Raw genomic sequence first — 20,738 nt, 5'->3', positions numbered from 1 at the left:
AGATATTTTAAATTATTAAAAATTTAAATTATGAAATCCGAGTCGGATTCTACATTAATGCCAGTGATAACACGGGCTCCGATCGAAACAATTGAAGCTGATATATGCGTAGTGGGTGGCGGTATATCAGGTATCTGTGCGGCGATATCAGCTGCTCGCCAAGGGGCTAGCGTTTTACTTTTACAAGATAGGCCTGTACTTGGTGGAAATGCCTCTAGCGAAATTCGAATGTGGATATGTGGTGCTCATGGTCGATACTTTAAAGAGGCGGGTATCTTGGAAGAGATTCAGTTGTTGAATTATTATAGAAATCCCAATCTTAAATATCCCATTTGGGATACTGTATTGTATGAGATGGTTGAACGTGAAGTAAATATCCAGCTGTACCTTTCTTGCTCTGTATGTGATGTATCTGCTAGCTCAGGAAGGATTACGGGGTTGCGTGCATGGCATCTCACTAGGCATACTTGGATTGATGTAAAAGCTACCAATTTTATCGATTGTTCTGGCGATTCAATCTTGAGATTTTCTGGGGCGGGATACCGATGGGGCCGCGAGGATAGTTTGGTGCACGGTGAGCCTCACGGAAAAGAAATGGCTGATCGGAAGACTATGGGAAGTTCGATTTTGCTACAATTGAGAGAAATTGATCCGAACGATCATATACCTTTCAATCCGCCATCATTTGCACGAAAGCTTGATGATGATCATCCTCATTCGGCCCGTTTTTGGCCTACTGGAAACAACTTCTGGTGGATAGAAATTGGTGGCGAAATGGACACAATCAAAGATGCGGATAGTATTCGAGATGAACTTTATTCGATCGCTTATGGAGTGTGGGACTATATTAAAAATCATACTGACGGCAGGGGACACAAATGGGAATTAGAGTGGATCGGTTCGTTGCCAGGGAAGCGTGAGAATGTTCGCTATGTCGGTGACTACACTTTGACTCAGCAAGATATTGAGTCACGCGGGCAATTTTATGACATAATTGCCTATGGCGGATGGACCATGGATGATCATGCGCCTGCCGCATTTGATAATAATGGACCATCGACAATTTTTCATGCTGCTCCCTCTCCTTACGGCATTCCTTTCGGCGTGCTGTGTAGTGCTGACGTCGATAACCTTATGTTTGCCGGTCGTAACATATCGGCTACTCATATGGCCCTGTCATCAACTCGAGTGATGGCTACATGCTCGATGCTTGGACAAGCCGCAGGCGCAGCTTGTGCAATGTCAGTAAATAAGTGTATAAAGCCGTCCGATATTAAAATGCATATTCATGAGTTGCAGAACCGACTTATGGATGATGACCAATGGCTACCTTGTTTTACGAGAGAACAGCCTACGCTGACAAGGGATGCGAAACTCGACGGGTCTGGTATTCGCTCGGGGAATCTCGTAAATTTGACCGATGGTATCGAGCGTGCGCTAAAGGATGCAGAGCACAGTGTTAAAGTCGATCAAGGTGGATATCTGGAGCTGTCTTGGCCGAGTGAAGTGGATCTGTATCGAATTCGCATAGTGGTACAAACAAATTTACATGACCAGAAGCGTTTACCTTGCTCATTCCCGAAGAAATCTAAAAACGCAAAAATGCCCAAAACTATGCCACGTGATTTGGATATTGAAGTCCTTCAAGGTGGGAAATGGGTGTTGGCTAAAAGTATCAAAGACAATTGCCAGCGATGTATTAAATTGCCATTAGAAATCGCAGGATCTAAGTTAAGGTTGAAATTGCTGACAACTTGGGGAGGCGTAGCAGGGGAGTTTTTCAGTCTGGAAGTTGGCGAACCAAATTATTCGGAGTCGCCGAAAAATACTTCATGGCCTGAAGCTCATTGGACTGGAGAACATCGAAACCATGCTTAGTATTTTAGGCATTAGGAAATTTCCTTAGAGCAATGATCTGCATGCTTTCTAGGCTTGTGGCTGTAGAGCCAAGTTTTTCAGCTGATCATGCTTTAGATGGTTTCGGCAATGCTTTTAGTTAATTGTGGCATTTGATGTAATACATAGTAAAAAATGAAAAATTATATAAGCGTATTGGAGGGGATTGAAGGGATTAAGGCAACAAATGATGGATTCACGGCATGTGCCTCTTTCCTAAATCAACTGTTTGAATCGTCTATTAGAAATTGGAGATTCCCACCTGGGACTTATATTATTGAAAAGACTTTACGACTCACATCGGATCTAAGTATTCAGTTTGACCCGGGCGCTAAATTGATCCTTGCGGATGGTGCAGCAACAGAGCCAGGAGATTACTTGATGACAAACGCCGATCACGAAGAAGGTAATCAAGATATTGAGATTGTGGGAGGTGTTTTTGATGGAAATCAAATAGGCAATCCACGTCCATCAGGTTTATTTGATTTGGGCTATACCGGTACAATGCTTCATTTTCGAAATGTTAAAAATTTGAAGGTGCAGAACGTCTTGCTGAAAAATGCCGAAGCGTATTATTTACGATTAACTTGTGTGAAGGAGTTTGAGATCGAGAATATTCATTTTGATTCTGATTTTATTCGCCCGAATAATGATGGAATTCACTTGGGAGGTAATTGTTCTTTAGGCAAAATTAAAAATATTTTTGCCACACGTGAGAATGTGACCGGAGATGATCTTATTGCGCTCAATGCAGATGACGCGTTAGACAGAACTGAGGTTCGAGGCATGACGAATGGAGATATTTCTGATATATGTATAGAAAATATACAGGCTCATAGTTGCCATACGTTTATTCGATTGTTGTGTGTTTCATCTGTGATAAGAAATGTTTCTATTAGCAAAGTTCAAGGAGGCTTTAGTCAATGTGCCATTAATGCAGATGGGGCACGAGGTTGTAGGGTGCCATTATTTGATGAGAGCGATGCTGCATTCTTTGATGGCGTCGGGTTGTTAAAGGACATAACGATCCAGGATATAAATGTCTGGAGAACATCTGAGCGAAGCACCGCACCGATTGAACTGCAGGAGCGAATGAGTAACCTCCAGATTCGGAATTTTTTATTTAGTATTCGTGATCATTCGCTGACTCAAAACATTGTCCTTCGATATAGGCACGTATTCGTGCGGAATAGTTTTATTAACGGCCAAGAGGTTTTCGCTGATACTAGGAGTGGCAATCCAGCATTCGAGTTCATTGATAATCGTATAGAGTCGGCAATCTTGAGTAGTCTGTAAGATAAAGTTATGTGGTTTGTGTAGGGAAAAGTTTTTAGATCAGTTATGATTGACACTACAGGGCTGGATAAACCGAGGCAGCAAAAATCCATTGAATGCTTGCTAGAGGAAAGCCGGGTGCATCAAACAGCAGTTGGATGCTTGGGGACTCAAACTACGTTTGACTGATGGGGTGCGCTATTGAACTTGTAGACTCGGCCACTAGCTTTAAAAAATTTACTTCAGCCTTTCGAATGGATCATGGTTAAAATTGCTCTCATTGGTGTAGCCGGATTTGGATCCGTGTACCATGAGGCGTTGAGGACGCTTCAAGATAATGGCTTGGTGCAGATTGTTGCGGCTACGGTGATTAACCGGGTGGTAGCAGTCAAATCCTGCCATGAGGTGGAAGCAGTGGGTTGTCGGATTTATGATGACTATCGAGAAATGCTCTCAGCAGAGCATGGCAACATTGACCTTTGTGCAATCCCAACTGGCATTGCCTTGCATTGTCGGATGACCATCGCCGCGCTGCAGGCTGGATGCCATGTGCTTGTTGAAAATCCGGTTGCTGGCAGTGTGGAGGAAGTCTATATGATGATAGCGGCGCGTGATCGTGCGCTGCGGTGCGTATTTGTCGGATTCCATGACCTGTATCAGAAGTCTATAATGGAGACTAAAAAGCGGATACTTGCCAGAGAGATTGGCGAATTGCGTAGTGTTCGTGTTTTAGCCAGTTGGCCTCGGCCAGATATTTTTTACGACCGAAATAATTGGGCGGGAAAATCGAAGGTAGGCGAAGATTGGGTGTATGATTTTTCGGCGAATAATGCCTTGGCTCATTTCCTCATAGCGACTCTCGTTCGCTAGCTCGGTTTTTATATTTTGGACCACCGATTAACTTAAAAAACACTAAATACTATGATTGTTTCCGAACCAGCGTTTGCGCGCTCCTTGAAGAAGAAAGAAATCGAAGTAGACCTTGCCATTGTTGGCGGCGGCATGGCAGGTGTGTGCGCAGCGATCACAGCAGCTCGCGAAGGTATGAAGGTCGCTCTGGTGCAGGATCGCCCAGTGTTGGGCGGCAATGCTTCGTCAGAAGTGCGCTTGTGGGCGTTAGGCGCTACATCCCACATGGGGAATAACAATCGCTGGGCGCGTGAAGGTGGGGTGATCGATGAGATCATGGTGGAAAACCTTTGGCGCAACCGTAAGGGAAATCCGATCTACTTTGACGCGCTCTTGTTGGAGAAGGTGCGCTTGGAGCCCAATATCACCTTGCTCCTGAACACGGCGATGGTTGGCCTGGAGAAGGACGGCGAGACTCGTATCAAGCTGTTGCATGCGTTCTGCAGCCAGAACAGTACTCTGTATGATATTAGTGCGCCGCTGTTTTGCGATGCTTCGGGTGATGGCATTATGGGTTACTTGGCAGGCGCGGCTTACCGTGTGGGAGCCGAATCCGCCGATGAGTTTAACGAGCCCTTTGCTCCTGATGAGTCCTATGGCGAACTGCTTGGGCATACAATTTACTTTTATGCCAAAGATACTGGCGCAGCAGTCAAGTATGTAGCGCCTGACTTTGCGCTGAAAGATATCAATAAGATTCCGAGACATGATCATATTGAAGTGAAGCAGTATGGATGCTCACTGTGGTGGCTGGAATATGGCGGCCGCATGGATACGGTTCACGACACTGAAGAGATAAAGTGGGAACTCTGGAAGGTGGCTTACGGTGTATGGGATTACCTGAAAAACTCAGGCAAATTCCCAGAAACGGAGAATCAGACCTTGGAATGGATTGGTACGATTCCCGGCAAGCGTGAGAGCCGCCGCATTGAAGGCGACTACATGTTGCGCCAGTCGGACATCGTGGAGCAAAAGCGTTTCGACGACGCGGTGTCATTTGGTGGTTGGGCGGTTGACTTGCACCCTGCTGATGGCGTTTACAGCACGCAGTCTAGCTGTACCCAGTTCCATAGTAAGGGCGTTTACCAGATCCCATATCGCACGATGTATAGCCGTAATGTGGAGAACCTCTTTACCGCGGGACGCCTCATTTCGGTGTCGCACGTTGCGTTTGGTTCAACGCGGGTAATGATGACATGTGCGCACAATGCACAAGCCGTAGGCATGGCTGCTGCAGTATGTCTCGAGAACGATTTAATGCCCCGTGACTTGGTAGAGACTGGCCGAATGGGCGTGCTGCAGCGTCGTCTACGTCGCAAAGGACAGTTCATACCGCACTTGTCGCCTCTGGAAGATACCCAGGATTTGGTGCGTTCGGCACGCTTGTCGGCATCGAGCGAATCGAAGATTACGGGCTTTTCGGCTAATGCTGGCTATGCCAAGTTGGATTGTTCGCGCGCATTGTTACTGCCAGTTCAAGCGGGATCGATGCCTGGGTTGACATTCTACTTTTCTTCGCAGGATGATAAGGAGTTGACGTTCGAATTGCGTCGCTCAGTTCGTGAAGGCAACTTTACACCAGATCAAACCTTGGAGATATTGAAGATTCCGTTGGCTAAGGGCGATGGCGTTCCAGTGAAGGTTGAGTTCCAGTCAATCGTGCATCAGAGCGAGTATGTGTTTGTTTGCATTCACCGATGCCCTGGTGTGACGATTGCGCAGTCGGAAGAGCATCACACTGGCGTAATGGCTTTAATACATCGAGCGAATAAGGCGGTGGCCAAGGGGGCGGTGCAAATACCAGATGAAGGCAGTGGGTTTGACCGGTTCGAATTCTGGCTCCCGGAGAGACGCCCAGTTGGGAAGTTGCTAGCAGTGAAGTTTGAACCGCCTTTATCAGGTTTCGGTGTGGAGCAGTTGAAGAGTAAATACGTGCGACCATTCATTCAGAGCAATGCCTGGGTGGCAGATGCCAATGACTCCAAGCCAACGCTACAAGTGCAGTGGGAGGCACCACAGCGGATTTCTGAATTGGTGTTGTATTTCGACGTTGATTACGACCACGCGATGGAGTCCGTACAGTTTCAGCATGCAGATAGTGTAGTGCCATTTTGCGTTCGGAGTTTTCGCTTATTGGATCAAGCTGGCAACTTGTTGGCTGAGAACGAGGAGAATTATCAAGGCCGCGTAGTTATTACTTTGGAGGAGCCTGTGAGCACCAGTGGTTTAACGCTTGAGCTGTTGGCGACGCATGGCGCTCCAGCTGCGTTATTTTCCATTCAAGCTTTTTCCTGATCGAAGAGGCCGTACTGCCTAGTAATTCATTCGACCGCATAAATGCAAGGATTGCGGACGTCATGCTTTAGTGTCAAATTGATAGGGATGGTAGGAAAAGTATTGTTGGCGAATCTGCCGGCGTTGTTCACCGATCGACTGAATCAGGAACTGTTGGATGTGATTGATTATCTGCGGGAGGAAGTTCGCGTATTGCAGTACCATCTCAAAAAGAAGCGTCCTAAACTGGTGGATGCTCAACGCAATGTGCTCGCGGTGAAAGCCAAGAAATTAAGCAAAGCTATCGAGAAATACGCTAACCTTGGTAAGCGTCACGCCAAGCACCGTCAGATAAGACTCCCGAGCAAGCTTTGGTCGTCATATTCTTCGTATTATGACGGCTACGACATCTATGACGGAGTGCAATGCCCCGCAACTAATAGCTGCTGAGTTAGAGTTGCTGAAAACTGATGCTCTGGGGCGGGTGAAGGTGCCGCCGAAGAAACGTGAGACCATCCTGGACGCCTTTGAGCAGAGCGGGATGAGTGGTTCTGCGTTTGCCTCGCACATCGGAGTTACGTATCAGACCTTTGCAACTTGGGTGCAAAAGCGTCGGCGTCAGCGGGAAGCTCCGATATCGACTGCTGAGCGCAAGCAGCCTTTGGAACTGATTGAGGCGGTGATCGATACGGGCTCAGCAGATGCGTTGCTAGAGATGGAGGTGCTGGGCGGGATTAAATTGCGCCTGAGTCGCCGCGAAGACATCGCCTTGGTAGTCGAGTTGCTGCGAGCATTACAGGATTGAGGACGTGCTGAGTTTTAGCGGCAGTATGCGCGTGTTCGTGGCGCTGGAGCCCTGCGACATGCGCAAGGGCTTCAATGGACTGGAGGCGTTGGTGGCGGACCACTTGAAGGAGTCGGTTCGCGGCGGTGCGTTGTTCGTGTTTACGAACAAGCGGCGCACGCGGCTGAAGGCGCTTTACTTTGATGGCAGTGGGTTGTGGGTTTTGAATAAACGCTTGGAAGAAGGTCGTTTCAGTTGGCCGTCCTCAACGGACTCCAAGGCGGTAAAGCTGCGTCTGCGCCCGGAGGCTTTTGCGCTGCTGTGCGATGGAGTGGATATGAAGGTGCCAAGTTTTTGCCCTGGTATGAGCGCGAAAAGCGATTATCTGCTGGACATGATTTATGGGACAACGCATGGATAACGGCCATGACCGAACGCGAAGCCCAACTCGAATCCGAGCTCAGCGATGCGCGTTTGAAGATTAAGCTATTGGAAGAAAAAATCGATGCCCTGGCGCGGATGATTTACGGTCACAAAAAGCGAGCGGCTCGACCCCGTACTACCTAGAAATTCATCCGAGCGCATAAATGCTAGGATTGCGGACGTCATGCTTCAGCGTCAAATTGATTCGAATGGAAGGAAAAGTATTGTTGGCGAAGCTGCTGGCGCTGTTCACTGATCGATTGAATCAGGAGTTACTGGATGCGATTGACTATCTTCAGGAGGAGATTCGCGTGTTGCAACATCATCTGAAAAAGAAGTGTCCCAAATTGGTCGATGCTCAACGCAAGGTGCTCGCGGAGAAAGCTAAGAAATTGGGCAAAGCCATCGAGAGATACGCTAACCTTGTGTCGCCCGATACACTGTATCGCTGGCATCGTCGGCTGGTCGCGCAGAAGTTTGATGGTTCCAAGAAGCGGACGTATCCAGGTCGACCGCGAAAACCGAAAGAAGTGGAGGACTTGGTTGTGCAAATAGCTCGCGAGAATCCGCGTTCTGGCTCTCTGGATATTGCCAATCGCATGTGTAATCTGGGCCATGTGATCTGCAAAGAAACGGTTCGCCAGATTCTACAGCGTAGCGGCATTGATCCAGCGCCTGAGCGTAGAAAGCGAACGAGTTGGGCTGACTTCATTGCTTGGCACAAGGAGGTGATCTGGGGCTGCGATTTCTTTACGGTTGAGGCTTGGTCTGGATTCCATCTGGCAACCTACTACGTGCTCTTCTTCATACATCTGGAAAGTCGTCGGGTGATCTTCGGTGGTATGACCGAGCACCCAACTGGCGAATGGTGTGAGCAACGAGCCCGAGAATTAACTGGTTTCGATGGCCCGATTCAAGGCTTTGGCCGCCGGGGTTTCCTTATTCATGATCGTGGTAGTAATTTTACCAGAGCATTTGGTGAGGTTTTTCACAGCGTGAATATCAGGCCGCTGAAGCTTCCGGCGCGTTCACCGAATTTGAATGCGTTTGCTGAACGGTTTGTCCGATCCATCAAGCATGAATGCCTGAACCAGCTAATCTTGGTCGGTGAAGGTTCAGTGCGCCGAGTGATCGAGCAGTATCTGGAGCATTATCACTCTGAGCGGAATCATCAGGGCCTAGATAATGAGATTCCGTTTCCTGATCCAGAGTGTCATGGGCAATCGGACAGCGGCGAGGGGAGGGTGGTCAAGAACGCTCGATTAGGTGGACTCTTGAACTACTACCATCGCGAGGCTGTGTAGGTTTTTTTGCCTGATTTGATTCTGCTTGAACAGTAAGCAAGTTGGTTCAGCTTGCTCGTTATTACTGTACAAATTCGGTGAAAACTTCTGGTTCTGGAGGAAATTTGCCAGAGATGACTGTCAAGGAACGATGCTTCGGATGAAAGTTTGGTGGTTTTCGCGGTCTCCGGCAATCTTCATTGCATGATCGTTGCTACGATTGTTGACATTTTAAGCTTCGGATGAATTTCTAGGTAGTACGAGAAATATTCGCGCTTGCGTCTTCAAGGCACCATTTTGTAGAGTTTCGTAAAAGGCTGTCAATCAGCTTGTTCATCCTGTGCGGCCTAAGTTTGAACCCACCACGATGTTTCGGATGAAAGTTTGGCTATTTTCGGATTCTCAGGCAATGCTCAAGCATCGATGACTGTTAGGTTTGCGGTATTTTCCTTCTCGGATTAATTTCTAGGTAGTACGAGTACGACCACCACCAGTCAATATTCAACCCTCTCCCTTTGGCCAATACAACATCCAAGCAGAATCATGCATCTCTAAATAAAATATCCGCTGCGTGGGCAGATCATTAGCTCTACCCGTAGCTACCACCATTATAATATCATGATACTTTCCTCTCCGCATCTTAAACTCCCTGAATCCAGATTTAGCTACATCTGAAAAAAAATTATTTATATCTCCAATGTATCGATTCTGCTCCATGCGAACAAGTGAATCTTCAGTCCAAAATGTTTGAGCTTCGTCATAGTCCCTAATTTGGCAAGATTTCACAAACGATTGAACAATATCCGTAGGAGTTCTGCCTAATGCATCGACCTCCTCATCAAGATAAAAAAATATAATCGATCTGTAGGCAACAAACGTGATCCCTACAATCAATATCAGAGCGATTAATTTATTTCCTACCTTCATATGCCAAACCATCTATTGGAACATCCTCACTGCATAAACACCGCGCAGGGCTGCCCATCTGATAAGTTCTCCCACGTTGTATACTAGTTGCGCCATGATATTGATTAGCTTCAAATCTTTTTAAGTCCTCCTCGAGCCATTCTTCAACTGTCTTTCCATCAATAATTTTTCCCGTGGTCGGGCTGCAGGGATTCGAACCCTGGACCTCGTCGTCCCGAACGACGCGCGCTACCAGACTGCGCTACAGCCCGTAAATGGGAAAACGATGCTTCTCCCGTAAAAGCTTCATACTGGCAAGAAGAAATTAAGAATTTTCTAAGAACAGGATTTCTCGACAGAAAATGCGGATGCTGGCAGCGTAGGGCGATGATTGCCTCAGACGTATTAACTCTTCCCGAGTCACTGGCTCATTTTGCTGAATCTTTTGTCGCTGATGCTGCTCCGTGGGCGTGGATTCCCATGGTGGAAAAGGCTTTGGCTGCTTTTGATTGGGAGAAGGCGCAGGGGCTTGGAGAAATCCCCTCCGGAGTGCATATTAAGGGCAAGGTCTACATCCACCCGACTGTGAAGCTGCCTCCGATGGCGGTGATTGAAGGTCCGGCGTGGATTGGGCCGGGGACTGAAATTCGTCCCAACGCCTACATACGAGGCAAGGTGATTATTGGCGCCAACTGTGTGATCGGCAATGCCTGTGAGCTCAAAAACTGCCTAGTGCTCGATGGCGCGCAGGTCCCGCACTTTAACTATGTGGGCGATTCGATTTTGGGGCAGGGGGCTCACTTGGGCGCTGGGGTAATCTTGGCGAACCTGAGGCTCGATCAGGCAAATGTTCCGGTGCGGTTGCCCAGTGGCTCAGTCGATAGTGGCCTGCGTAAGTTTGGCGCGATCTTTGGGGATCATGCGGAGGCTGGCTGTAACGCTGTTATCCAGCCAGGGACTATCTTGGGGCGCAAATCCGTAGTGATGCCCTGCATGCCTTATGGCGGCTATTTGCCAGAGGGAAAAATCGTCTATGGCAAGCTTGAGACACGCGTGATCGACCGCCGTTTTTAGTCCGGCTTACGAAGCGCCCGGATGACTTCCTGGTGCAGATAGGGGTGGGCAGCTACGGCGGAGGATGAATGCTCAAGATTCGGGGAGCGTCCTTGCCAGTCGGTGATCATGGCTCCTGCGCCTCGGACGACCGGCACGAGGGGCAACAAATCCCATGGCGCCAGAATCGGATCGAGCATGATGTCAGCTCGTCCAGTCGCGATGAGCAAGTAGCCGTAGCAGTCTCCCCAGGTGCGGCGAAGGTAGACGTCTTTCACCAGCTTTTTTAAGCCTGGGATGTCGTCCGTCATCTCGATCAGGTTGGGGTCGGTGGTCAGGAGAATTGAGCGATCAATTTTGCTCTGCGGGCGCGCTTTGACGGGTTTCCCGTTCAACGTAGTCGTTTGGTTATCGCCGATCAGGCATTGACGAAGAATGGGTTGGTTGATGACGCCGACGATTGGTTCGCCATGGCGCAGCAGGCCGATGAGCGTTCCAAACAGCGGCACATGGGACACAAAGGATTTCGTGCCGTCTATGGGATCTAGTATCCAGACAAACTCGGCATTTTCGTTTTCGTTGCCGAACTCCTCGGCGATGATGCCATGCTCAGGGAATTTCTTTTTGATCATGGCGCGCATGATTTCCTCAGCCTCGCGGTCGGCGCGGGTCACAGGGGTGTCGTCTTCCTTGAACTCCAGGCCAACGTCATCTTGTTCCCACACTTCGCGAATACGCAAGGCGCTGGCGTCGGCCAACTGCTGGGCAAATTCTTTGAAAAGCGCAATGTCCATGGGCGGTATTTTTAGTGAATGCGGAAAAAACACACGCATAATTCTACAATTCGACAAATTTTAACCTGACAACTCGCCTTGACTCACTCAGTTGCCTCTTGCTCAATGAGGTCGATGAAACGCCCGAACATACTCTTCATTACGAGTGACCAACAGCACTGGAACACGATCGGTAAGCATTTTCCCGAGGTTAAGACGCCAAATTTAGATCGTTTAGCGGATGAGGGAATGCTCTTCAAGCGCGCCTATTGTCCGAACCCAACATGCACGCCAACTCGTGCTTCGCTGATCACCGGGCAATATCCCAGCCAGCATGGCGCCTGGTCTCTCGGCGCTAAGTTGCCTGAAAATAAGACGACGATTGGTGAGCTGTTGCAAGGCGTCGGTTACGATGCTTCGCTCATCGGTAAGGCCCATTTTCAGCCATTGCTTGGCACGGAGGAATACTCCTCGCTGGAGTCCTACCCCTTGCTGCGCGATCTGGATTTCTGGCGTGGTTTCAATGGGCCTTTTTACGGTTTTAATCACGTGGAGTTGGCGCGTAATCACTGCGACGAAACGCATGCTGGGCAACACTATGCAATCTGGATGGAAGAGAATGGCCTGAAGGATTGGGAGCAGCATTTTCAAAGTAAATGGGGAGATTTCAATTTCGTCGATCCACCTACATCGCCCCAGGAGCATAGCTGGTCTTTGCCCGAGGAATATCATTACGACAAATGGATTACCGAGCGCTCCATTGCGCGTATGGAGGAATGTCGCGAAGCAGGGAAGCCTTTCTTTTGCTGGGCTAGTTACTTCGATCCGCATCCGCCTTACCTTGTGCCGGAGCCGTGGGCGTCCATGTATGACCCCAGTGAAGTGACGGTGCCGCAGGCTACGCCGGGCGAACATGAAGACAGCCCGCCCTATATCCAACTAACCCAGACAGAAAATCCTGACTTTGGCTTCCCGCCAGGTGAAGAAATGCACAACCATGGCATGGGCAGTCACCTGCAGGATAAAGAGTCTCTGGCCAAGGACATCGCTGTTTACTATGGGATGATTAGCATGATGGATCATTACATTGGCAAGCTGCTGGATTATCTGGATGAAACAGGGCAGCGGGACAATACCTTGATCGTCTTCACGACGGACCACGGGCATTTCTATGGCCATCATGGGCTCAACGCGAAGGGGCCGTTTCACTACGAAGATGAAATTCGAGTGCCGATGATTGCGCGTTGGCCAGGGCAAATTCCGGCAGGGGCGGAAAGCTCTGCGTTGCAAAGTTTGGTCGATGTGCCGGTGTCATTCCTGAAGGCCACTGGCGTGCGCGTGCCGAATGATTGGCAAGGCGTGGATCAACTGCCGGTATGGCGTGGGCAGGAAGAAGCAGTGCGTGACCATTGTGTGGTGGAGTTTCGTCAGCAGCCGACCAGCATCCATTTACGGACTTACGTGGACGAGCGTTATAAAATCACGGTTTACTATAACCAAAACTACGGCGAAATCTATGACCTGCAAGAGGACCCGGGTGAGATCAAAAATCTTTGGGCGGCGCCGGAAGCAGCGTCTCTGAAAACTGAACTTTTGCAAAAGTTGATCTTTGCCGAAATGGGCAAGGAGCCGATGTGGATGCCACGTATGGCGGGTGCTTGATGAATGGCTCACTGGGCGGACATTCCGATTTACGTAATCGATTTCGAAGGCGCGACCAAGACAGGCGTTGTAGAATATGGAGTCGTTGAATTATGCAACGGGAAGATTGCGTCGACCGCTACCAGGCTATGCGCCCCAATGGCGGAGTTGACTCTTCGGGACACGCGTTTACACGGCATCGCCCAGCGTGACGTGTCTAACTGTGCGCCTTTTGCAGACGAGTGGGAGCGTTTTCGCAACTGGCGTGGGCAGGGGGTGTTTGGCGCTCATCATGCCAGCGTCGAGCAGGGCTTACTCAAGCAGCAGTGGAGCTATCCGCCGACGTCACCTGATTCGCTGCATGGCGGGAAGGTTGCCGATTGGGGGCCTTGGGTGGATACCCGTCGCCTATATGAAGTCGTCTATCCGGACTTGGAGAGTTACAAGCTGGGGGCGTTGGTGGCTTGCTTTGCACTGCAAAGTAAGCTTGAAGAGCTGGCGCATGAGCATTGCCCAGACAGCCGTCGCAAGGCTCACTGCGCGCTCTACGATGCGCTGGCGTCAGCGTTGCTGTTACAACGGTTGGGGGCAGAACCGGGCTTTGAGGCGATGACGATTGCCTGGCTCCTGGAGCATAGTTTGCCATCTCATGAAAAGCGTCAAGCGGCCCAGCAGCAACAATTGTTCGACGAATAGCCGAGGGGATTTGCACTCCTGAATTGACGCACCGAAGTCCTGCGGGTATGTTTAGCGGCAACTTACCCTTTATCTATGAAAATACCCCCTTTGGTTTACTTGGCAGTAGCTGCGCCAACGGTTGTTTGTGCTCAGACCATTTATATTGATTTTGGCGGCACTGCGACTGCGGCTGGAGCAGATACTTGGAACCCATTTTCACTTAGTTCCACCGTGCGTGATAGCGTTGGCAATGGCGATGGCACGCCGCATGTCTACACGAGTGATTTGTTGGATTCCAGCGGAGCCAGCACAGGTATTGGTTTCACCATGACCGATACGATGAGCGGAACGAACAATAACGGCTCCACCGACTCAGGAGTCTATCCGAGTGATGCGACGTCAGATTCCTTTTATGGAACTGGTGATGGTATAAGCTTTAGCGGCTTTACGGACAATGGCCAAGGCGTCTTTGTCTTCTCCAATATGAGTGTTGGCCAGACATATAATTTTACGTTTTATGCGTCGCGCATGGGAGTTTCCGATAATCGGGAAACGGTCTATACGCTGGATGGTTCTAACTCCGGTAGCGTGAATTTGAATCCTGCCGGTAATATCGGCAATACCGTTAGCCTGCTGGGAATTGAACCAACTGCTGGTGGTGATGTTACGCTCACGGTGAGTGTTGGCCCCAATAATACGAACGGAAATGAGTTCTATTACGTTGGGGGCGTGGAGATTGTGGCCGTGCCAGAGCCTGGCGCTTACGCTCTACTGGCAGGTGTGCTCATGCTGGGCCTCACGATTGCCTACCGTCGTCGTTGATTCGATTTTTTAAAGATAACATGAAGTTGCCGGGTTGAGCAAGTGCTGGATCCGGCAACTTCATGTTATCTTTAGGGATAAAAAAAAGGCCGCTCGATGTGAGCGGCCTTTTGCTTGAAATGAATTGGCTTACTCTTCGCCGTCGCTGTCGGCATCGGAGTCTTCGACCTCTACCACGCGGCAGAGTCCGACAAGCTTGTCACCGTCAGCCAAGTTAATCAGACGGACGCCTTGAGTGGTGCGACCGATGACGCGCACGTCCTTGACGGGGCTGCGAACCGCTTGACCGCCGACAGTGAACATCATGATCTCGTCACTCTCGTGAACGCTCAGTGCGCCGGCCACCTTGGAGGCGGTCTTGAGCGCAATGATGCCCGAGCCGCCACGGCTTTGCGTGCGGTATTCCGAGTATTCGGTGCGCTTGCCGATGCCGTTCTCGCCTGCAATGAGCAGTGTCGCATTTTCGTCTACGACTTCGATGGCCTTCACCGCGTCGTCCGCCTTCTTCAAGGTGACGCCCTTGACACCGCGGGTTGCGCGGCCCTGGTCGCGGAGGTCGGTTTCCTGGAAGCGGATGGACATGCCTTCACGGGTGACGATGACCAGCTCGTTTTCGCCATTGGTCAGCTTGGCGCCGATCAACTCGTCGTCGTCGTCGATCTTGATGCCGATAAGGCCGCCCTTGCGGTAGTTTTGGTATTCCGCGAGGTTGGTCTTTTTAACGATGCCTTTCTTCGTGCACATAACCAAGTGGTTGGTGTCTTCGAAGTCCTTAATGCAGATCATCGAGGCGATCTTTTCGTCCTTCTGCATTTGCAGCACGTTGACAATTGAACGGCCCTTGGAGGTGCGGGTGCCTTCGGGAATTTCGTAAACTTTTTCCACGTAGACGCGGCCATTGTTCATGAAGAACATAATGTAGTCGTGCGTCGATGCCGTGAAGAGGTGCTCCACGAAATCGTCGTCGTGCTGACCGCTGCCAATGACGCCCTTGCCGCCGCGCTTTTGCGAGCGGTAGCTGCTGACCGGCGTGCGTTTGATGAAGCCGTTGTGGGAAATCGTGATGATGCAGCCTTCGTTCGCGATGACGTCTTCCATGCGGAATTCACCTTCGGCGGCGAGGAGCTGCGTACGGCGCGGATTTTCGAACTTCTGGGTGAGCTCGTTGAGCTCGTCCTTGATGACGCCGAGTAGGATCGATTCGTTCTCGAGGATCGACTTGTAGTACTCGATCTTCTGCATGATCTCGCGGTACTCTTCTTCGATCTTTTCGCGCTCCATGCCGGTGAGCTGATAGAGGCGCAGGTCGAGGATCGCGTTGGTCTGGCGTTCGGAGAGGGGATATTTCTCCATCAAGCGCTCACGCGCTTCGTCGCGGTTCTTGGACGCGCGGATGATCTTAACGATGTCATCCAGGTTCAGCAGCGCGATCTTGTAACCTTCGAGAATGTGCGCGCGGTCTTCAGCCTTGCGGAGAAGATATTGCGTGCGGCGGTAGACGACATCGCGGCGATGCTCGATGTAGCACTCGAGCATTTCCTTGATGTTCATCTGCTTCGGGCGACGTGAGTCGAGCGCGAGCAGGATGACGCCAAAGGACGATTCAAACGGCGTGTGCTTGGCGATCTTGTTGATAACCACGCGGCCCGGTTCGCCCCGTTTCAGCTCAATGACGATACGGGTGTTTTCGTCCGATTCGTCACGCAAATCGCTGACTTCGTCGAGCACCTTGTCGTGGACGAGGTCGGCGATCTTGGTGACGAGGTTCGCGCGGTTGACGTTGTAAGGAATCTGCGTGATGACGATTTGTTCCTTGCCGTTCTTGAGCTCTTCGGTGTGCGCAGAGCCTTTGACGCGGACAATGCCGCGGCCAGTGCGCATGTATTGGTCGATGCCCTTGCGGCCGGCAATGGCGCCGCCAGTCGGAAAGTCGGGGCCGGGGAGGACCTTCATGATGTCGTCGATGTCGCAGTTGGGCGTATCGATGATCATGTTGATCGCGGCGGTCAGCTCGGTCAGGTTGTGCGGCGGAATGTTCGTCGTCATGCCGACGGCGATACCCGTGGAGCCGTTCATCAAAAGGTTGGGCAAACCACAAGGCACGACGGAGGGCTCGGTCGTTTCTTCGTTGTAGTTGGGGACGAAGTCGACGGTTTCCTTGTCGATGTCGCGCATCAGCTCTTCGGCGATGGCGGCCAGGCGGCTTTCGGTATAACGATAAGCAGCGGGCGGGTCGCCGTCGACAGAGCCGAAATTACCCTGTGGATCAATGAGCGGATAGCGCATGACCCAGTGCTGGCCCATACGGACGAGTGCGTCGTAAACGGATTGGTCACCGTGTGGGTGATATTTACCGAGCACTTCACCCACGACAGCGGCGCACTTACGGTGAGCGCGGTTGTGGGCGAGGCCGATCTGGTTCATCGCGTAGAGGATGCGGCGCTGAACGGGCTTCAGGCCGTCGCGTGCGTCAGGCAACGCGCGGGAGACAATGACCGACATCGAATAATCGATGTAGGCCGTCTCCATAATCTCGGTGATTGAACGGGCTTCGAGGCGTTCTTTATCAGTATACATGGGATTTCGTAAAAATTATGAATTATGAATTCTGAATGATGAAAAAACGAATTACGAAACAGGCCCGGAGACTCATTTCATAATTCATAATTCTGCATTCATCATTACTTACACATCCAGATAGCTGGTGTTCAGTGCGTTGTCTTCGATAAAGGCGCGGCGGGAGGGGACGTCTTCGCCCATGAGCATGGAGAAGGTTTCGTCGGCCTTCGCGGCGTCGGTTACGTCGACCTTGAGCAGTCGGCGCTTTTCCGGGTCCATCGTGGTTTCGTAGAGCTGCTTCGGGTTCATTTCACCAAGACCCTTATAGCGCTGGAGGGAGAGACCCTTGCGACCAAATTCACGAATGGCGGTCACCAATTCAAGGATGGTGGACATCTCGCGAACCGACTCGTTTTTCTGGCCTTTCTTTTCGGTCAGCGTGTAGCGCGGCTCTTCGGTCGGTGTGAACTGTGAGAGCTCAAGGCCAGTCTTGGACAGCTCACGAAGCACCTTGGCGATTTGTGGCGCCTCAAAGATTTCGTGAACGGAAATGCGTTGTTGGACAGTGATGCCATTGAGCTCCGTTTCGCGGACGACCATACCGGCAAACATGTCTTCGGTAATATCCTGCTCGACGTAAAAACGGCTGCGAGCTTCATCCCCCTTAAGGAAGACGAATTCCTCCTGATTGCCGGTGCGAATGCGCGCCATGTATTTGGGTAAATCCATGGTGGCGGAGTCGTGCTGGTCGAGGAACAGGTGAGCCGGGCAACCATAGCGGGTGACGCCGCGCAGCAGGTTTTCCATGCGCGAGAGTGTTTCCACCATCTTATCCACTTTGGAGGGAGAAAACTCGTGACCATCGCGCAGGCGGGTCAAGACGACGTCTTCACTGCCTTGATTGAGCAGGTATTTACCCATCTCCGCATCATTGTCGATGTACTGCTCCTTCTTACCGCGCTTGACTTTGTAGAGCGGTGGTTGGGCGATGTAAACGTAGCCAGCCTCCACGAGGGGGCGCATAAAGCGGTAGAAGAACGTCAGGTAAAGCGTCATGATGTGCGAGCCGTCGACGTCCGCGTCCGCCATCATGATGATCTTGTGGTAACGCACCTTGGAGATGTCGAATGCGCCGTCTCCATCGGTGCCGATGCCGGTGCCCAGCGCCGTGATGAGCAAGCGAATGTTCTTGTTGCCGAGCATCTTGTCGAGGCGGGCTTTTTCTACATTCAGCGGCTTGCCGAAGAGGGGGAGAATCGCCTGATAACGGCGGTCGCGGCCTTGCTTGGCGGAACCACCTGCAGAGTCACCCTCAACGATGAAAATCTCGCACAAGGACGGATCTTTCTCGGAGCAGTCGGCCAAATTACCGGGGAGACCGCCGCCGCTCATCACGCTCTTGCGAACGGTTTCGCGGGCCTTACGGGCGGCTTCACGGGCGCGGGCGGCGCTGGCGCACTTGTCGACAATGCGTTTGGCTTCCTTCGGGTTTTGGTCGAAGTAAAGCTTCAGCTTGTCGCCCATGACGCGCTGCACGACGCCATCGACTTCCTGGTTCAGAAGCTTATCCTTGGTCTGGTTGTTGAAGCTCGGGTTGAAGAGCTTCACGGAAATGACTGCGGTCAAACCTTCGCGGACGTCGTCACCCGAGATCTTCGGGTCCTTGTCCTTCACCAGCTTGTTGGCGTTGGCGTAGGTGTTGACCGCGCGGGTGAGGGCGGTGCGGAAACCGGAAAGGTGAGTGCCGCCGTCGCCGTTGAAAATCGAGTTTGCGTAGGGGTAAATCGCCTCGTTGTAAGAGTCGTTGTACTGGAGCGCAACGTCGACGGTGATGACGTCTTCAGGATCATCGTCCTTGGGGGCAATTTCACCGGTGAACTGGACGGGCTCAGAGGTCAGCGTCTGCTTGTTGCGGTTGAGCCAGGTGACGTATTGCGCCGCGCCTTGGTCGAACTTGAAGGTCTCACCGCGCTCATCGCGCTCGTCCTTGAAGTTGATGATGATGCCCGGGTTCAGGAACGCGAGCTCGCGCAAGCGCTTGGCTAGAATGTCATACTTATATTCGTGCTCGGTGACGAAGATTTCCAGGTCGCGCAGGAAGGTAATTTTCGTGCCAGTCTTTTGGCTCTTGCCGACGACGTGGAGCTTTTCCGTGACGTCGCCGCGGGAGAAGGAAATCTTGTGAATTTCGCCTTCGCGGCGGACTTCAGCTTCCATCCACTCCGAAACGGCGTTCACGCAACTGGCGCCCACGCCGTGGAGGCCGCCGGACACCTTGTAACCGCCCTGGCCAAACTTACCACCCGCGTGCAGGTCGGTGAGCACGAGCTCGACGCCGGACTTGCCGTGCTTGGTCATTTTGACCGGAATGCCGCGGCCATCATCCTCGACCGAGCACGAGCCGTCGTTGTGGATGGTGACGTCGATTTGCGTGCAATAGCCCGCCAGGTGTTCGTCGACAGAGTTGTCGACGATTTCGAATACGCAGTGGTGAAGTGCGCCGCCGTTGGTCACGTCGCCAATGTACATGCCTGGGCGCTTGCGCACTGCTTCGAGCCCTTCGAGCTTACTCAGCGAGTCTTCGGTGTATTCGGTGGGCTTTTTCTTTTTAGAGTCGGAGTTTTCTGATGCCATAAAATCTGTAGATTAGTAAGGGGTTTTTGGCCCTTCGCCAACTAAAAAAATGACCAATTCGACCACTAAATGTAGTTTTTAGGCCTTTTGCTGCCCCTACATCTAGCAGGAAGACCCCGGAAATGCCGACTTATTCACAATGCCTTAATAAAAGTCGAAAACCTCACTTTAAAAAATCCCTTTTAGCGACTTGTTTGGATTTCTGAATAAGCCAGCGAATTACCCCTAATTTGTAACTTGAATTAGCACTTCATTCGCGATGTGAATCAAGTGTCAGTGGCGCTGGTTAGATGGCAAAAGAGATCATGTGAATGGTTGAGCGTTTAAACAATATGTATTTTTCTATCCTTGCGGGCTGCTCTCGCCAGAGCTTGAATTTGGCTTAATGAAAAAGTGGCTTAATACCTACTCACGGATTGACGGTGGAAAGTTTCTGGTGGCCTACCTGATGTTGCTGGCAATTGCCGACCCGTATTGGTTTTGCCTGTTGCCGCTGCTCATTCTTTCCGGACCCATCAGACTCATTTGGAGCAAGCCAGTGAATCGCCGGAAGTGGAGGTTCGCAGTGCTGGCCTGTTTGTTGCTTTCAGCCGGCATCGCGTATTTCTGTGCGTTTCACCTCACCTATGTAAAGGATGGGCTGGTGTATTGCAGCCTGCCCGTCAGCTATTCTTTCGGTGAGATCGATCAAGATCCTTCCTATATGAATTGGGTTATGAGCCGGTGGATATCGGCGATCAACTTCTCGTCCGTCTTGGGATTGCTCATGCTACCGCTGACGATGGCTTCGTATGTGGAGACCAAATTACGCATTCGCAGCCTATGACG

The 20,738-nt window shown here is 51.0% G+C and carries 18 protein-coding genes and 1 tRNA gene; 14 read left to right on the top strand and 5 right to left on the bottom strand.

Annotation, left to right across the window (positions count from 1 at the left end; all coding sequences use genetic code 11):
* Nucleotides 1–30: 30 nt before the first annotated feature.
* The 9 genes from RBB63_RS01080 to RBB63_RS01040 all read left to right on the top strand — a co-directional run bounded on the left by RBB63_RS01080 (nucleotide 31) and on the right by RBB63_RS01040 (nucleotide 8,865).
* Complete coding sequence (locus RBB63_RS01080) at nucleotides 31–1,878, top strand: FAD-dependent oxidoreductase (protein ID WP_309380226.1); 1,848 nt, start codon at nucleotides 31–33, stop codon at nucleotides 1,876–1,878.
* 153 nt (nucleotides 1,879–2,031) lie between these two features.
* Nucleotides 2,032–3,192 (top strand): glycosyl hydrolase family 28 protein, encoded by a 1,161-nt coding sequence (locus RBB63_RS01075; protein WP_309380224.1) that lies wholly within the window; start codon nucleotides 2,032–2,034, stop codon nucleotides 3,190–3,192.
* Nucleotides 3,193–3,432: 240 nt separating this feature from the next.
* A complete protein-coding gene (locus RBB63_RS01070) occupies nucleotides 3,433–4,041 on the top strand; it encodes a Gfo/Idh/MocA family protein (RefSeq protein WP_309380222.1) in 609 nt (202 codons plus the stop codon).
* 51 nt (nucleotides 4,042–4,092) lie between these two features.
* On the top strand, nucleotides 4,093–6,375 hold the full coding sequence (locus RBB63_RS01065; RefSeq protein WP_309380219.1) for an FAD-dependent oxidoreductase: 2,283 nt from the start codon (nucleotides 4,093–4,095) through the stop codon (nucleotides 6,373–6,375).
* Nucleotides 6,376–6,462: 87 nt separating this feature from the next.
* Nucleotides 6,463–6,804, top strand: coding sequence for a hypothetical protein (locus tag RBB63_RS01060; protein WP_309380217.1), 342 nt, complete (start codon nucleotides 6,463–6,465; stop codon nucleotides 6,802–6,804).
* Between the two features lie 7 nt (nucleotides 6,805–6,811).
* Nucleotides 6,812–7,159: an IS66 family insertion sequence element accessory protein TnpA gene (gene tnpA, locus RBB63_RS01055; protein ID WP_309380215.1), complete on the top strand. Its 348-nt coding sequence runs from the start codon at nucleotides 6,812–6,814 to the stop codon at nucleotides 7,157–7,159.
* Nucleotides 7,160–7,163: 4 nt separating this feature from the next.
* A complete protein-coding gene (gene tnpB / locus RBB63_RS01050; RefSeq protein ID WP_309380212.1) occupies nucleotides 7,164–7,559 on the top strand; it encodes an IS66 family insertion sequence element accessory protein TnpB in 396 nt (131 codons plus the stop codon).
* 5 nt (nucleotides 7,560–7,564) lie between these two features.
* On the top strand, nucleotides 7,565–7,705 hold the full coding sequence (locus RBB63_RS01045) for a hypothetical protein (protein ID WP_309380210.1): 141 nt from the start codon (nucleotides 7,565–7,567) through the stop codon (nucleotides 7,703–7,705).
* A gap of 65 nt (nucleotides 7,706–7,770) precedes the next feature.
* Nucleotides 7,771–8,865, top strand: a complete 1,095-nt coding sequence (locus tag RBB63_RS01040; RefSeq protein ID WP_309380208.1) for an integrase core domain-containing protein — start codon at nucleotides 7,771–7,773, stop codon at nucleotides 8,863–8,865.
* 480 nt (nucleotides 8,866–9,345) lie between these two features.
* Here the strand turns inward: RBB63_RS01040 and RBB63_RS01035 are convergent, their stop codons facing one another.
* Nucleotides 9,346–9,771 carry a hypothetical protein gene (locus tag RBB63_RS01035; RefSeq protein ID WP_309380206.1) on the bottom strand — a complete coding sequence of 142 codons (426 nt, stop codon included), beginning with the start codon at nucleotides 9,769–9,771 and terminating at the stop codon, nucleotides 9,346–9,348.
* 174 nt (nucleotides 9,772–9,945) lie between these two features.
* Nucleotides 9,946–10,022, bottom strand: a tRNA-Pro gene (locus RBB63_RS01030).
* Between the two features lie 115 nt (nucleotides 10,023–10,137).
* Between RBB63_RS01030 and RBB63_RS01025 the strand changes: the two genes are divergently transcribed.
* Nucleotides 10,138–10,824, top strand: coding sequence for an acyltransferase (locus RBB63_RS01025; protein WP_309380204.1), 687 nt, complete (start codon nucleotides 10,138–10,140; stop codon nucleotides 10,822–10,824).
* Here the strand turns inward: RBB63_RS01025 and hisN are convergent.
* Nucleotides 10,821–11,597 carry a histidinol-phosphatase gene (gene hisN, locus RBB63_RS01020; RefSeq protein ID WP_309380203.1) on the bottom strand — a complete coding sequence of 259 codons (777 nt, stop codon included), beginning with the start codon at nucleotides 11,595–11,597 and terminating at the stop codon, nucleotides 10,821–10,823. The two genes, RBB63_RS01025 and hisN, sit on opposite strands and share 4 nt — an antisense overlap.
* A 114-nt stretch (nucleotides 11,598–11,711) precedes the next feature.
* Between hisN and RBB63_RS01015 the strand changes: the two genes are divergently transcribed.
* The 3 genes from RBB63_RS01015 (at nucleotide 11,712) to RBB63_RS01005 (ending at nucleotide 14,717) form a co-directional block, all read left to right on the top strand.
* Nucleotides 11,712–13,238 carry a sulfatase family protein gene (locus tag RBB63_RS01015; protein WP_309380201.1) on the top strand — a complete coding sequence of 509 codons (1,527 nt, stop codon included), beginning with the start codon at nucleotides 11,712–11,714 and terminating at the stop codon, nucleotides 13,236–13,238.
* A gap of 3 nt (nucleotides 13,239–13,241) precedes the next feature.
* Complete coding sequence (locus RBB63_RS01010) at nucleotides 13,242–13,913, top strand: 3'-5' exonuclease (RefSeq protein WP_309380199.1); 672 nt, start codon at nucleotides 13,242–13,244, stop codon at nucleotides 13,911–13,913.
* A gap of 75 nt (nucleotides 13,914–13,988) precedes the next feature.
* On the top strand, nucleotides 13,989–14,717 hold the full coding sequence (locus tag RBB63_RS01005; RefSeq protein WP_309380197.1) for a hypothetical protein: 729 nt from the start codon (nucleotides 13,989–13,991) through the stop codon (nucleotides 14,715–14,717).
* 129 nt (nucleotides 14,718–14,846) lie between these two features.
* On the opposite strand, the gene gyrA is transcribed toward RBB63_RS01005, so the two are convergent.
* Both gyrA and gyrB read right to left on the bottom strand, forming a co-directional pair.
* Nucleotides 14,847–17,294, bottom strand: coding sequence for a DNA gyrase subunit A (gyrA, locus tag RBB63_RS01000; RefSeq protein ID WP_309380195.1), 2,448 nt, complete (start codon nucleotides 17,292–17,294; stop codon nucleotides 14,847–14,849).
* Between the two features lie 108 nt (nucleotides 17,295–17,402).
* On the bottom strand, nucleotides 17,403–19,910 hold the full coding sequence (gyrB, locus tag RBB63_RS00995; RefSeq protein ID WP_309380193.1) for a DNA topoisomerase (ATP-hydrolyzing) subunit B: 2,508 nt from the start codon (nucleotides 19,908–19,910) through the stop codon (nucleotides 17,403–17,405).
* 385 nt (nucleotides 19,911–20,295) lie between these two features.
* Between gyrB and RBB63_RS00990 the strand changes: the two genes are divergently transcribed.
* Nucleotides 20,296–20,736 (top strand): hypothetical protein, encoded by a 441-nt coding sequence (locus RBB63_RS00990; protein WP_309380191.1) that lies wholly within the window; start codon nucleotides 20,296–20,298, stop codon nucleotides 20,734–20,736.
* Nucleotides 20,737–20,738: the final 2 nt, after the last annotated feature.

The sequence above is a fragment of the Cerasicoccus frondis genome (assembly GCA_031296915.1).
GTDB classification, from domain to species: domain Bacteria; phylum Verrucomicrobiota; class Verrucomicrobiia; order Opitutales; family Cerasicoccaceae; genus Cerasicoccus; species Cerasicoccus frondis.
The sequence above is the reverse complement of the archived record's forward strand: the minus strand, read 5'-3'. Positions and strand labels throughout refer to the sequence as shown.

Coding starts and splice junctions, on each gene's coding strand:
- RBB63_RS01080 (WP_309380226.1), top strand. CDS start 31: ATGAAATCCGAGTCGGATTCTACATTAATGCCAGTGATAACACGGGCT.
- RBB63_RS01075 (WP_309380224.1), top strand. CDS start 2,032: ATGAAAAATTATATAAGCGTATTGGAGGGGATTGAAGGGATTAAGGCA.
- RBB63_RS01070 (WP_309380222.1), top strand. CDS start 3,433: ATGGTTAAAATTGCTCTCATTGGTGTAGCCGGATTTGGATCCGTGTAC.
- RBB63_RS01065 (WP_309380219.1), top strand. CDS start 4,093: ATGATTGTTTCCGAACCAGCGTTTGCGCGCTCCTTGAAGAAGAAAGAA.
- RBB63_RS01060 (WP_309380217.1), top strand. CDS start 6,463: ATGGTAGGAAAAGTATTGTTGGCGAATCTGCCGGCGTTGTTCACCGAT.
- RBB63_RS01045 (WP_309380210.1), top strand. CDS start 7,565: ATGACCGAACGCGAAGCCCAACTCGAATCCGAGCTCAGCGATGCGCGT.
- RBB63_RS01040 (WP_309380208.1), top strand. CDS start 7,771: ATGGAAGGAAAAGTATTGTTGGCGAAGCTGCTGGCGCTGTTCACTGAT.
- RBB63_RS01035 (WP_309380206.1), bottom strand. CDS start 9,771: ATGAAGGTAGGAAATAAATTAATCGCTCTGATATTGATTGTAGGGATC.
- RBB63_RS01025 (WP_309380204.1), top strand. CDS start 10,138: ATGATTGCCTCAGACGTATTAACTCTTCCCGAGTCACTGGCTCATTTT.
- hisN (WP_309380203.1), bottom strand. CDS start 11,597: ATGGACATTGCGCTTTTCAAAGAATTTGCCCAGCAGTTGGCCGACGCC.
- RBB63_RS01015 (WP_309380201.1), top strand. CDS start 11,712: ATGAAACGCCCGAACATACTCTTCATTACGAGTGACCAACAGCACTGG.
- RBB63_RS01010 (WP_309380199.1), top strand. CDS start 13,242: ATGGCTCACTGGGCGGACATTCCGATTTACGTAATCGATTTCGAAGGC.
- RBB63_RS01005 (WP_309380197.1), top strand. CDS start 13,989: ATGAAAATACCCCCTTTGGTTTACTTGGCAGTAGCTGCGCCAACGGTT.
- gyrA (WP_309380195.1), bottom strand. CDS start 17,294: ATGTATACTGATAAAGAACGCCTCGAAGCCCGTTCAATCACCGAGATT.
- gyrB (WP_309380193.1), bottom strand. CDS start 19,910: ATGGCATCAGAAAACTCCGACTCTAAAAAGAAAAAGCCCACCGAATAC.
- RBB63_RS00990 (WP_309380191.1), top strand. CDS start 20,296: ATGAAAAAGTGGCTTAATACCTACTCACGGATTGACGGTGGAAAGTTT.